Consider the following 13,318-nt stretch of genomic DNA (forward strand, 5'->3'; position numbering starts at 1 on the left):
ACTACGCGTTACGCTAACGATCACCACGATATCGCGCGAATCGCAATTGAATTGATGTCTTCCGAATCACAAATCCCCATTGCAGCAAAGGTTGCATCGCGGCGATTCGCGCGCAGCCTTGCGGCATTCTATGCCACGCTGTTCGGCATGACCGGGGTTCACCTGCCGTTTTTCACGGTGTGGCTGAAGGCGGTCGGCATCGACGCCACCTGGATCGGCATCATCACCGCGGTGCCGCCGGTGACGCGCTTCACGGTGCTGCCGCTGGTCACCGCAGCGGCGGAGCGGCGTCAGATGCTGCGCGGGGCGATCATCGCCACCGGATTCGCCACGGCGTTCGGCTTTGCCGTGATCGGCACCCAGCATCAGCCGTTCGTGCTGCTGGCGATCTATGCGCTGACCTGCTGCGTCTGGACCCCGATGGTGCCGCTGACCGATGCCTATGCACTGCGCGGCGTCAGGCAATTCGGCCTCAGCTACGGACCGCTGCGGCTCTGGGGCTCGGCCGCCTTCGCGGTCAGCGCGCTGCTGAGCGGCTTCCTGCTTCGCTATGTCGCGGAGGTCGACCTGATCTGGATCATCACGGCCGTGACGGTGCTCGGCGCGCTGGTCGGGCTGACGCTGCGGCCGCTGGGCCGCCCGGTGGCAGCCGCCACACCTGCGGCCAGCGCGCCAAAACTGCTGCGCAATCCCACCTTCCTCGCTATCATCGTCTCCTCGGCGCTGATCCAGGGCAGCCACGGCGCCTATTACATCTTCGCATCGATTGCCTGGCAGCAGGCCGGCTTCAGCGGCCTGACGATCGCTTGTCTCTGGGTGCTCGGCGTGATCGCCGAGATCGTGCTGTTTGCGGCCTCGCCGCGCTTCACGCTGCCGTCGGCTGTGCTGGTGATTATCGCGGCGTCCAGTGCCGCGGCGCGCTGGGCGATCACCGCGCAGGACCCGCCGCTTGCGGTGCTTGCAGTTGTGCAGCTCGGACATGGACTGAGCTTCGGCCTGACCCAGGTCGGCATCATGGGCCTGATGGTGCATCACGTGCCGGTTCACGTGATGGCGCGCGCGCAGGGCTATCTCACCGCCTGCGGCGGCATTGTCGCGAGCACCACGGCGATCGTCAGCGGCATGGTCTATGCGCGCTTCGGGCTCGGCGTCTACGACATGATGGCCGCGATGGCGGCCACGGGCGGGCTCGTGATGTGGCTGGCGCGTAAGCGTCTTACCGATTAGCCCCAGAGCGCGGCGTCGGGCGGATAGACCAGGCTGCCCTCGTAGCGCAGGCCGTGATCGCGGTCCTTCGCCAGCAGCAGCGGGCCGTCGAGATCGACGAAGCGCGCGGCTTGCGCGATCAGCATCGCCGGCGCCATCGCGAGCGAGGTCGCGACCATGCAGCCGATCATGATCTCGAAGCCGAGCGCGCGGGCGGCATCCGCCATCGCCAGCGCTTCGGTCAATCCGCCGGTCTTGTCGAGCTTGATGTTGACGGCGTCATAGCGGCCGCGCAGGCCGGCGAGCGAGGCGCGGTCATGCACGCTCTCGTCGGCGCAGACCGCAACCGGCCGCCTGATCCGCGCCAGCGCCTCGTCCTTGCCCGCCGGCAGCGGCTGCTCGATCAGGGTGACGCCGGCATCGGCGCAGGCCGCGAGATTGGCGGCGAGGTTGTCCTCGGTCCAGGCTTCGTTGGCGTCGACGATCAGCTCGGATCCAGGCGCCGCCTTGCGCACGGCGGCGATCCGTGCGCCGTCGCCATCGCCGCCAAGCTTGATCTTGAGCAACTGACGATGCGCGGCCTTCGCGGTGGCCTCCGCCATCGCCTCTGATGTCCCGAGCGAGATCGTATAGGCGGTGGTCCGCGGCTCCGGCGCGGGCCGGCCGAGCAGGTTCCAGATCCGTTTGCCGGCGCGTTTGGCCTCAAGGTCCGCCAGCGCGCAATCCAGCGCATTGCGGGCGGCGCCGGCAGCCATCCCGGCCTGCAAGGCGATCCGGTCCATGCCATTGGCGAGTGGCGCCTGTAGGGCCTGGATCGCCTGCAGTGTCGCCTCGGGCGTTTCGCCATAGCGCGGGTAGGGTACGCATTCGCCTCGGCCGGTGAGGCCGCCCTGGCTCACCTCGGCCACCACGACGACAGCCTCGGTCTTGGTGCCGCGGCTGATCGTGAAGGTCCCCGCGATCGGCCAGCGCTCGATCCGACCGGTCAGGGAAATCGCTCCGGGAGGGGTGGAAGTCATTTTAAAGTCTACTATTTCCTGAACCGTAGCTTGCGACGCGCAACCAACTATGGCTGTTTAGCGACAGATTCGACAAGCCGATCCGGCAGCGCCGGAGATCAGCGTTAGCGGCAGCCAGCCGGCTTGAGGGGTGGGTTAGAGGTGAGCGGCGACCCGACACTGGAGCGGATAGCCCAAGGCGAAGGACTGGCGTTGTGCGCGGCAGGCAACTGGACGGCCCGCTTTGCTCCTGCGCTTGAGCGGATCGTCTCCGACGCGGAGAAGCTGCGCGGCAGCCGGCCGCACATCTTCATCGACGTGTCGCAGGTCGCGAGCCTCGACACGTTCGGCGCCTGGCTGATCGAGCGGCTGCGCCGCAGCCTGAGCGACGCCACCGCCGAAGCCGAGATCGCGGGCCTGTCGGCCAATTATTCCAGCCTGGTCGACGAGGTCCGCCGCGTCGGCCCCGCGCCCGGGGTCGTCAGCGACCGGCTGTCGATCTCAGGCATGCTCGAGCAGATCGGGCGCACCGTGGCCGGGATCGGCAGCACCATCATCGGCCTCGTCGACATGCTCGGCGCGGTGCTGGCGGCCGCCGGGAAGGTGCTGATCCATCCGCGCAGCTTCCGCCTGACCTCGACGGTGCATCACCTCGAGCAGGTATGCTGGCGCGCGGTGCCGATCGTGGTGCTGATCACCTTCCTGATCGGCTGCATCATCTCGCAGCAGGGCATCTTCCATTTCCGCAGGTTCGGCGCCGACATCTTCGTCGTCGACATGCTGGGCGTCTTGGTGCTGCGCGAGATCGGCGTGCTGCTGGTCGCGATCATGGTCGCGGGCCGTTCAGGCTCGGCCTATACCGCCGAGCTCGGCTCGATGAAGATGCGCGAGGAGATCGACGCGCTGCGCACCATGGGCTTCGATCCGATCGAGGTTCTGATCCTGCCGCGCATGCTGGCGCTGGTGCTGGCGCTGCCGATCCTGGCCTTTCTTGGCGCGATGGCCGCGCTCTATGGCGGCGGCCTGGTGGCCTGGCTCTATGGCGGCGTCGATCCGGAAGCCTTCCTGCTCCGCCTTCGTGATGCCATATCGATCGACCATTTCATCGTCGGCATGGTCAAGGCGCCGGTCATGGCGGCGGTGATCGGTATCGTCGCCTGCGTCGAAGGCCTGGCGGTACAGGGTTCGGCGGAGTCGCTCGGACAGCACACCACCGCATCGGTGGTGAAAGGGATCTTCTTCGTGATCGTGATGGACGGCGTGTTCGCGATCTTCTTCGCCTCGATCGGGATGTGATCATGGCGGAAGAGGACAACGACGCCATCATCCGGGTCCGCGACATTACCGTCCAATTCGGCAACACGCGGGTGCTCGACGGCCTCAACCTCGACGTCAGGCGCGGCGAGATCCTCGGCTTCGTCGGGCCCTCGGGCGCCGGCAAGTCGGTGCTGACGCGCACCATCATCGGGCTCGTGCCGAAAGTCGCCGGCCGGATCGAAGTGTTCGGCGTCGATCTCGACGCCGCGAGCACCTCGCAGCGCCGCGCCGTCGAGCGCCGCTGGGGCATCCTGTTCCAGCAGGGCGCGCTGTTCTCCTCGCTCACGGTGCGCCAGAACATCCAGTTTCCGGCGCGCGAGTATCTGCGCGTCTCGCAGCGGCTGCTCGACGAGATCATGGTGGCGAAACTCGTGATGGTCGGGCTGAAGCCGGAAGTCGCCGATCGTTATCCGTCGGAATTGTCGGGCGGCATGATCAAGCGCGTCGCGCTGGCGCGGGCACTCGCGCTCGATCCCGAGCTCGTGTTTCTCGACGAGCCGACCTCGGGTCTCGATCCGATCGGCGCCGGCGAGTTTGACGAGCTGGTGCGCACCCTGCAACGCACTTTGGGGCTGACCGTTTTCATGGTAACCCACGATCTCGACAGTCTTTACACCGCGTGCGACCGTATCGCCGTTTTAGGGAACGGTAAGATCATTGCTGCAGGATCGATCGCCGACATGAAGGCGTCGCAGCATCCATGGCTGCAGCAATATTTCAACGGCAAGCGCGCCCGTTCCGTTGTGGCCTAGCCCATGATCCCGAAACCTGATGCCGACTTTCGGACGAGATCATGCGCCAACAGGGAATTCGATGGGCTCGAGCGCAGCCGGCTGCGCGAGGGCCCGAGAGTGATTAACGCGAGCAATTGATGGAAACGCGGGCGAACTACGTCTTGATCGGGGCTTTCACGCTGGCGGTGATCGCCGCCGCATTCGGCTTCGTGCTGTGGTTCCAGAGCCTGCACACGACCAAGCAGCGCAGCCCCCTGCGGGTGATCTTCGAAGGGCCAGCGTCAGGCCTGCGCAACGGCGGCAACGTCAATTTCAATGGTATTCGGATAGGGGAAGTGGTTTCGGTGAAGCTCGACAACCCGCGACGCGTGGTTGCGCTGGCGATGATCGAGAACAACGCACCGCTCCGCAAGGACACCCTGGTCGGTCTCGAGTTCCAGGGCCTCACCGGCGTCGCCGCGATTTCGCTCAAGGGCGGCGAGGAGGCAGCCCCGCCGGTGCCGCTGGACGAGGACGGCATCCCGGTTCTGACCGCCGACCCGAATGCGCTGCAGGACGTCACCGAGGCGATCCGCGCCACCCTGCAAAACGTCAACCGCATCGTCGCCGACAATCAGCAGTCGGTGAAGAATTCGCTGAAGAATCTCGAGGTCTTCACCCAGGCCTTAGCGCGCAATTCCGAGAAGATCGACAACGTCATGCTCAAGGTCGACGGCGTGATGGGCAAGGCCGACAGCCTGATGCTGGGCCTCAATGCGATCGCGGGCGGCAACAATGGCAGCGAGCTGAACCTGATGGTGAAGTCGATCCGCGAACTCGCCGAGGACCTCGACAAGCGCTCCAATCTCCTGATCAACGACGGTCGCCGGACGCTGTCCGACATCAGCCGCGCGGTGAACAATTTCGACCGCAACCCGAGCCGGGTGATCTTCGGCGGCAGCAACAATGCCGCACCCGAGCCCGCGCCGGCTCCGGCCGCACCGGGGCCGCGGCGGCGGCAATGACGTGAGAATGGTGAGTGGCGAATAGCGAGTAGGGTTCGCCGTCGGCCGCATCCGTCATTGCGAGCCAACGGGTCGCGCGAACGCGCGCCCGATGACAGGCTCCGCGAAGCAATCCATCGTTCCGCATGCTCGGCGCGATGGATTGCTTCGTCGCTTGCGCTCCTCGCAATGACAGCGGTTAGTTACTGGCACGCCGGTGCCACAGCGAGACTCTGCGGCGTCGCCCCAAACAAAAACGGAGGCCCTTCGGCCTCCGTTTCCATTTGCTATTCGCTACTCGCTTACTTCGCCAGCTTACCCCAGCCGTCCCGCGGCATGCGCGAGCAGGGTGTAGACCAGCCCGGTCTCCGAGGTGAGGTGGCTGCTCAGCTCCTGCTGGCCGCGGCCGTCGCGGGCGACTTCGTCGAGCAGGCGCTCGAACTCCGCGATGTAGCGGTCGACCGTCTGCTTGAAGCCGCGGTCGGCGCGGTACTTGCGGGCCACCTCATCGAAGGCCTTCTGGCCGGCCGGCGTGTAGAGGCGCTTGGAGAACGCCTTGTTCTCGCCGCGCTGGTAGCGATCCCACATCTCGGCCGCAAGCGTGCGGTCCATCAGCCGGCCGATGTCGAGCGACAGCGACTCCAGCGGATTGACCGGCTGCTGCTGCGGACGCGGGCGCTGCTGGGCGTCGCGGCTCTGCGGGGCAGGCGGCGGCGGTGCGTCGCTGCGGTTGAGCAGGTCGGACAGCCAGCCGTCGCCGTTGTTGTTGGAGCCTGCCGGGCTGACCGGCGGGGCCTCGGTGCGGCGCGAGCTCGCCATGCCGAGATCCGGCGGCGGCAGCGTCGAGGCGCTGTTGCCGTTGTCCCGCATGCGCACATCGCCGCGGCCGCCGGCGGCAGCCACCACCGGCTCCTCGTGGCGAACGCTGGCGCGGTTGGTCGAGACCACGTCGAGTCCGCGGCCGTGATGAGCGACGATGCGGTTCAGCTCGGCCAGCGCCTCGATCTGGTCGACGATCACCTTGCGCATCTGCGCGGTGTTCTCGGCGGCCTCCTGCGGCATCTCGAGCACGCCGCGGCGCAGCTCGTTGCGGGTGGCCTCGAGCTCGCTCTGCATCTCGCTCGCCATCTGCTTCATCGCCGTGACCATCGCGGAGAACTTCTCCGTCGATTCCTTGAACATCGCATCGGTCTCGGCGTTGCTCTGCTGGTAGAGGTCGTTCATGGCGTCGACGGTCTGCTGACGCTCGTTCTCGGCCGCCTGGCGCACCGCCTCGAACTGCCTGCTGATCGCAGCCGAACCGGCGCCTGCGGTCTCCGCCACCACGCGAGCGATGTCGCGGGCGCGTTCCTCGGCCGCTCCGAGCGATTCATCGAGCAGCCCGGTGAAGCGCGACAGCCGCTGGTCGAGATCGGTGGTGCGCAGGTCGATGGTCGTGACCAGCGCTTCCAGCGCCGACTTGCGCTCGCTCACGGAGGCCGTCGTCGAGCGGTTGGCCTGCTCGACCACGGCAGCCGCATCGATCAGCGCCTTGCCATGGGTCTCGAACTGGCTCGACAGCGCGCCGAGATCTTCCAGCGCCTTGCCGGTCTTGCTGTTGAACACCGTGAGCTGGTCTTCCAGCGTCTGGGTTGCCACGCCGTTGCGCGAGGTGACGTCGTTCATGGCGGACACGAAGTCGGCCACGCGGGTCACCAGCGCGCGCTCCAGCGAGTTGAGGTTGTCGTGGGCGCCGGTCAACACTTCCTGCAAGAGGATGTTGCCTTCGCGCAGCCGCTCGAACAGCGCGACCGTATCGGTGCGCAGGATCTTGCTGGTCTCCTGCATCTCCGTGACGGCCGAGATCGAGACCTGGCGCGACTGGTCGATCGCCGTGCGCGAGGCCTGCTCGAGCTCCTTGAGCGACTTCGCCACCGCGCCGGTCGCCTGATCGCCGGCCGACGTGATGTTGCGCGCGACATCGCTGCCATGGGCCGCCATCGACTGCGAGAAGGCGAGGCCGCGGGTTTCGATCGCCTTCAGCGCATCCGCGGTGGCGCGATCCATGTCGCTCGACAGCTGCGTGGTCTTGGCGGTCAGCGCCTCAACCAGCGAGCCGCGGCGGCCGTCGACCATCTGCGACAGACGCTCGGTCTGCTGCTGCACATAGGTGACGATCTCGTCGGTCTTGCCGGTCATCGCCGAGCCGAAGGCGCTGGAGGCCGACAGCACCGAACGTTCGATGTCGGCGGAGGTCGTCTTGACCTTGGTCGAGACCTCGTTGGACATGGTGATCAGCGCGGCCTGCGCGTTCTGCGCCGAGGTCTGGATGTTGTCGGTGGTCTTGACCGTGACCGCACCCAGCGCGCGCTCGATATCGGTCGAGAGCGTGCGGATCTGGGCGGCGGCATCGGCGGAGGTCGCCGCAAACGAGCTCTGGGCCTCGCGGGCGCTGCCCAGGATGGTCTGCGCAGTCTCCGCGCTGGCCGTGGTCAGCGAGCGCTCGATCTCGACGGAGATCTCCCGGATCTGGCTTGCGGCCTCGCTGGAGGTTGCCACGAACGAGCTCTGGGCATCGCGGGCGCTGCCGAGGATCGCCTGCGCGGTGTTGGTGCCGACCGAGGTCAGAGTGCGCTCGACATCGACGGCCAGCGACTTGACGTGGTTGGCTGCTTCCGTCGACGCGGTGACGAGGGTGTTCTGCGCCTCGCGGGCGCCGGCCGTCAGCATCTCGACGGTGCCGGAGCCGGCCATCGACAGTGCACGCTGGATGTCGGCGGCAAGCGCCGACACCTTGGTCGCAGCCTCGGTCGACGCGTTGACCAGGGTGCTCTGGGCCTCACGCGCGCCTGACGTGATCGATTCCGCGGTGGCGGAGCCGGCCATCGACAGCGAACGCTCCATATCGGCCGCCAGCGAGCGGACCAGATCGGTGGCCTCGGTGGATGCGCCGGCGAGCGTGCTCTGGGCCTCGCGGGCGGAGGCGACGACGGCTTCCGCGGTGGCGGAGCCTGCTATCGACAGCGAGCGCTCGATGTCGGCCGACAGTGTTCGGACCAGGTTGGTCGCGTCGGTGGATGCGCCGGCGAGCGTGCTCTGGGCCTCGCGGGCGGAAGCGACGACGGCTTCCGCGGTGGCGGAGCCCGCCATCGACAGCGAGCGCTCGATGTCGGCCGACAGTGTTCGGACCAGATTGGTGGCGTCGGTCGACGCGCCGGCCAGCGTGCTCTGGGCCTCGCGGGCGGAGGCGACGATGGATTCCGCGGTGGCGGAGCCGGCGGTCGAGAGCGAGTGCTGCACGTCGGCCGCGAGCGTGCGGACCAGGTTGGCGGCTTCGGTGGATGCACCGGCAAGCGTGCTCTGGGCCTCGCGAGCGGAGGCGACGACGGCTTCCGCGGTCGCGGTGCCGGCCATCGAGAGCGAGCGCTCGACGTCGCTGGCGAGCGACTTGACCTGGCCGGTGACGTCGGTCGACGTCGAGATCAGCGTGGTCTGGGCCTCGCGGGCGCCGGTCATGATCGCCTCGGCGGCGGCAGAGCCGGCCATCGACAGCGACTGCTCGACATCGGTGGCCAGCGACTTGACCTGGCTTGCAGCCTCGACCGAGGCGCTGACCAGCGTGGTCTGCGCGTCGCGGGCGCCGGACAGCACGGAGGCTGCGGTGGCGCTGCCGGCCGCCTGCAACGTGCGCTCGACATCCTCGGACAACGCCTTGATCTGCGAGGCGACGTCGCCGGAGGCCGAGACCAGCGACACCTGGGCGTCGCGGGCACTGGTGAGGATCGAGTTGGCGGCGCTGGTGCCGACGGCGGTCAGCACGCTCTCGACCTCGGCCGAGCTCAGCTTGAGCTGGTTGCCGACGTCCGCGGATACGGTGAGCAGCGCCTGCTGCGCGGTGCGCGCGCCGGTCTGGATGGTTTCGCTGGTGTTGACCACGAGGTTGGTCAGCGAGCGCTCGGCGTCCTCGACATGGGACTTGATGCTCGACGACAACAGCTCGGCGCGGGACATCAGGTCCTCGCTCGCCTGGCGGCCGCTGCTCTCGATGCGGCCGGCAACGGCCTCGACGCGGGAGCCCAGCAGGTCCTCGAACTGCGCGACGCGGGTGTCGATGTCGCCGGCGATGACGCCGACGCGGCTCTCGATGCCCTGCTGGATGTCAGCGAAGCGCGCCGAGATGGTGTCGGTCAGGTTCGCGCTGTGACCATTGATGGTGTCGGCGAGGCGAGTGCTGTGGCCGTTGAGGGTGTCGACCAGGCGGACGCTGTGGCCGTCGATGGTCTCGGTGACGCCGTTGATGCGATGGTCGACCGCGGCGATCGCCTGCACGGTGCCTTCGGTCAGGGTGGTGGTGAGCAGGCCAAGCCGCGAGTCGATCGACTGGATCGCCTGGGAGGCGCCGTCGGTCAGCTGGGTCGCGAGCGTGCCGAGATGGCCGTCGATGGTCTCGGTGACCGACTTGGCGCGGCTCTCGAAGGTGACCTCGAGGGACTTCATGCGGCCGTCGATCGCGTCATCGAGCGATTGCAGACGGCCATCGAACGAGCCGATCTTGCTGGCGAGCGAACTGTCGAACGACGACAGCTTGTCGGTCAGCGAGGCGTCGAGATTGGTGACGCGGCTGCCGAGCGTGGTCTCGAACTGCAGCAGGCGCTGGTCGAGCGAGGCGGTGATCTCGCCGCTGTTGCTGGTGACACGGTGGTCGAAAGTGTCGACATAGGTCTTCAGGCTGTCGGCGATGTGCTGGGTCCGCTGGCCCATGCGTTCGACGATGTCGCCGCCGAAGGTCTTCACTGTGCGGTCGAATTCCGAGATGTGGCGGGTGATCAGCGCGCCGAGCGTGCCGGAGTCGCGGGCGAATTTCTCGGCGAGCTCGCTGCCGTGGTTCTTCACCAGGTCGTCGAACGCGCTCATCTGCAGCGACAGCGAGTCGTGCGCGGTCTCGGTCTGGCCCACCACCTTGGCGACCAGCGAATTGACGGTGACGTCGAGCGCCTCGCTTGCCTTGTCGCCCGACGTCAGGATCTGGCCGGCGAGGCGGTTGCCGGCGTCGTCGATCTTGCTGACGAGGTCGTTGCTGCGCAGCTCGAGCTCGAGCAGCAGCGAGTCTGCAGAGTTCTTCAGGGAGTCGTGGACCTCTTCGGTGCGATCGGAGATGCCGTCGACGATGACGGACGAGCGCTGCTCGAACTCGCCGGTGATGCGGTCGATGCGCTCGTTCAGCAACTCGTGAACTCGATCGGCCAGATCGACGAACTCGTCATGGACATGGCCGGTCTTGAAGTTGAGGCTGGTGGTCAGCCGTTCGGAGGCGTCCATGACCGCGCGCGTGGTCTCGGCGCTGGCTTCCTCGAGACGGTCGAGCAGGTCGCCGCCGCGCTCGCCGAGCGCGAGGATCATGTTGTCGCCGGCATGGCTCAGCGCGGTCGTGATGTGCTGGCCGCGCTCTTCCAGCGCGCCGGTGATGCTCTTGGCGACCTCGTCGACGCGCGAGGCGATCGCGTCCGAGATCAGCGCGATGTCGTGGCGCAGGTCGATCTGCACGCCGGAGATTGCGCTGCGCACCTGCTCGGCCTGGCCGACCAGGTTGTCGCGCTGGTGGGCGATGTCCTGCAGCAGTGCGCGGATGCGCACCTCGTTGTCGGAATAAGCGCGTTCCAGCGCCGCGACCTCGTTGGCGACGAGGGTCTCGAGCTCGCCGGCGCGCGCGATCGCGCGCTCGACGCCGTCGCCCATCGCCGCGACCTCGCGACGGATCGCTTGGCCGACCGTCACCATGGAATCCGCAGCGGCGTTTTCCGGCTCGGAGAATCGCATCGCGACCTGCGCCATCGATTGCGCGATCATCTGCATGCGCTGACCGTGCGCGGCGAGGCTTGCGAGATAGTAGAACAGCAGGATCGGCACGGCGAACAGCGCGGCAAGGCCGGCGAGCACCAGGACGCCGGTGCCCTGGGCCATCGAGGCCTGCAGGGCCGGCCAGAACGCGATGGTGAGGATGACGCCGCCCAGCAGCCAGGCGCCGGAGCAGACAAAGAACAGCGTGAAGGCGTTGCGCGCGCGTCCTCCCTGCAGCGTCTGCAGCATCTGGCCGATGGTTTCGCGATCATCATTGGCGGCGCGGCGCGGCGCGCGCGGTTCTTCGATCGGCTCGAACGCCGAACGATCGGTATTATTCGGACGGGACTCGAACGATGCGGCTGAAAAATCGGCAGCGGGCGGCAGGTTCGGCGGCGCGGCGCCTTCGTTGAGGGGGCTGCGATTCTCCGCGCCCTGTTCGCTGATGTTGAGGGCTTCCTGGATGGCAGAAAGCGCGACTTCGGTGGGATCTTTGACCTTCTTGGGAGTGTTCGCCATGTTCAGTCTGAGCCCTCTCACTATTTTACGCGTCGGCGAGCCTGCGATCGTCCCCACGCAAGCTCGAAGCCGGTGCCCACAAGCGGAGCGCAAGCCGGCCCCCTCGGCGGCTTGTCCGCTACATCCGCAAACATCCTATTGGGAGAGCGATGCGAATGAAATGCTTGCGATTAATACTTTCTTAATCATCGTTAACAGCTTTGCGCCATAAGGCCTTATGGGCACTCGAAATTCCCGCTCTGGAGCACCGATTGTGTCCGGAAATTGTCCAGAATCGGGCGGTTTTGCCGATCATCCCAACAACAATCCGTTAACCAGTTTCGTGATTGGCTGGGCCAACGATCCGCCGGCGAGGGCCCGGCGGAGACGACAGGGACAGGCCATGCCGCTTCACCTCGAACGGGTCGAATGGACGCAATCGCCGCCGCTGGCGCCCGGCGCCGGGCCGATCGACGTCGATCATCTTCAGCGCATGACGCTGGGTGATCCGGGCCTCGAGCGGGAAGTGCTGGCCATGTTCTCGACCCAGTCGGCCCGGATCCTCGGTGAACTGGCCGCCTTGCCGCCCGAGGCGGCGACCCATGCCCATACCCTGAAAGGATCGGCGCGGGCGATCGGCGCCTTCGGCGTCGCCGAGGCTGCTGCCCAGCTGGAGACCGCGCTGAGCGGCGGTTCCGATGCGGCCCAGCCGCTTGCCGCGCTCGGCGCCGCGATTGCCGAGGCGCGCACGGCGATCGAGCTGATCCTGGGCCGCTCCTAGGCGTCCGGCGTCTCGGCGGTCCGCCGCCACAGCTTGGGCGGCATCCCAACCGGCGGGCAGGTTTTCGGTCTCCGCGCTAGCGCTGTGCGGACCGACCCGTTATACGACTGCCCGGGACCTTTCCATCCATCGTCCGGCGCATTCCGGCAGCACGAGCAATCATGGCCAAAATCCACTTTATCGACCATTCCGGCGAGAAACGCACAGTTGACATCGAGAACGGCGCGACGGTGATGGAAGGCGCGATCCGCAACGCCATTCCCGGCATTGAAGCCGAATGCGGCGGCGCCTGCGCCTGTGCGACCTGCCATGTCTATGTCGATGAAGCCTGGCGCGAGAAGGTCGGCGCGCCGTCACCGATGGAAGAGGACATGCTGGATTTCGGCTTCGACGTGCGTCCGAATTCGCGGCTGTCCTGCCAGATCAAGGTGACCGACGATCTCGACGGACTGGTCGTGTCGACGCCGGAGCGGCAGGCCTAGGATCCCTTATTCGCCGTCCGGATTCACTCCGCGACGGACCCAGCGGCGGAAGTTCTGCTTGACCTCCGCCGGCAGCGGCGCCGGCCTGCGCGTGGCCTCATCGATCATCACCGTGACCGCCTTCGCCGACGCCACGCATCTGCCTTCCGAAAACACCACCTGGTCGAAGGTGGTCGACGTGCGTCCAAACTTGACGAGACCGAGCCCGAGCTCGATCTGACCCGGCCAGTGCAACTCGGCACGGAAATGGATGTCGAGGCGCACCATGATCCAGCCGAGCCCCGCCGGCATCAGCCCCATGCTGCGATCCTTCACCAGCGTGACGCGGCCGGTTTCAAAATAGCTCGCATAGACGGCGTTGTTGACGTGCCCGTTGGGGTCAAGATCGGCAAAGCGCACATTGTCGGACAGGCGATAGGGAAAGTCTTCCAGGCGCGGCGCATCGTCAGCACGGACAGGGGCATTCACGAGGGGGATCTCCGTCGGTTTCCCGCCCATACAG

The 13,318-nt window shown here is 66.9% G+C and carries 9 protein-coding genes; 6 read left to right on the forward strand and 3 right to left on the reverse strand.

Annotation, left to right across the window (positions count from 1 at the left end):
- Window positions 1–54 precede the first annotated feature (54 nt).
- Complete coding sequence (locus J2R78_RS29885) at window positions 55–1,227, forward strand: MFS transporter (RefSeq protein ID WP_253607841.1); 1,173 nt, start codon at window positions 55–57, stop codon at window positions 1,225–1,227.
- Here the strand turns inward: J2R78_RS29885 and dgcA are convergent.
- Window positions 1,224–2,225: an N-acetyl-D-Glu racemase DgcA gene (gene dgcA, locus J2R78_RS29890; protein WP_253607842.1), complete on the reverse strand. Its 1,002-nt coding sequence runs from the start codon at window positions 2,223–2,225 to the stop codon at window positions 1,224–1,226. The two genes, J2R78_RS29885 and dgcA, sit on opposite strands and share 4 nt — an antisense overlap.
- Window positions 2,226–2,366: 141 nt before the next feature.
- Between dgcA and J2R78_RS29895 the strand changes: the two genes are divergently transcribed.
- The 3 genes from J2R78_RS29895 to J2R78_RS29905 all read left to right on the forward strand — a co-directional run bounded on the left by J2R78_RS29895 (window position 2,367) and on the right by J2R78_RS29905 (window position 5,259).
- Window positions 2,367–3,500: an ABC transporter permease gene (locus tag J2R78_RS29895; protein ID WP_253607843.1), complete on the forward strand. Its 1,134-nt coding sequence runs from the start codon at window positions 2,367–2,369 to the stop codon at window positions 3,498–3,500.
- Window positions 3,501–3,502: 2 nt separating this feature from the next.
- Entirely contained in the window at window positions 3,503–4,273 is a 771-nt protein-coding gene (locus J2R78_RS29900) for an ABC transporter ATP-binding protein (protein WP_253607844.1), read from the forward strand.
- A gap of 119 nt (window positions 4,274–4,392) precedes the next feature.
- Window positions 4,393–5,259, forward strand: coding sequence for an MlaD family protein (locus J2R78_RS29905; RefSeq protein ID WP_018272595.1), 867 nt, complete (start codon window positions 4,393–4,395; stop codon window positions 5,257–5,259).
- A gap of 294 nt (window positions 5,260–5,553) precedes the next feature.
- On the opposite strand, the gene J2R78_RS29910 is transcribed toward J2R78_RS29905, so the two are convergent.
- A complete protein-coding gene (locus J2R78_RS29910; protein ID WP_253607845.1) occupies window positions 5,554–11,574 on the reverse strand; it encodes a negative regulator of septation ring formation in 6,021 nt (2,006 codons plus the stop codon).
- Between the two features lie 382 nt (window positions 11,575–11,956).
- Here J2R78_RS29910 and J2R78_RS29915 point away from each other — a divergent pair, with 382 nt between their 5' ends.
- Window positions 11,957–12,334 carry an Hpt domain-containing protein gene (locus tag J2R78_RS29915; RefSeq protein ID WP_076825720.1) on the forward strand — a complete coding sequence of 126 codons (378 nt, stop codon included), beginning with the start codon at window positions 11,957–11,959 and terminating at the stop codon, window positions 12,332–12,334.
- A 161-nt stretch (window positions 12,335–12,495) separates the two neighbouring features.
- A complete protein-coding gene (locus tag J2R78_RS29920; protein ID WP_016841525.1) occupies window positions 12,496–12,816 on the forward strand; it encodes a 2Fe-2S iron-sulfur cluster-binding protein in 321 nt (106 codons plus the stop codon).
- A 6-nt stretch (window positions 12,817–12,822) separates the two neighbouring features.
- On the opposite strand, the gene J2R78_RS29925 is transcribed toward J2R78_RS29920, so the two are convergent.
- Entirely contained in the window at window positions 12,823–13,284 is a 462-nt protein-coding gene (locus J2R78_RS29925; protein WP_092085034.1) for a thioesterase family protein, read from the reverse strand.
- Window positions 13,285–13,318 lie beyond the last annotated feature (34 nt).

Origin of the sequence: Bradyrhizobium sp. USDA 4538 (assembly GCF_024171045.1) — a bacterium.
Classification (GTDB): Bacteria; Pseudomonadota; Alphaproteobacteria; order Rhizobiales; family Xanthobacteraceae; genus Bradyrhizobium; species Bradyrhizobium australafricanum.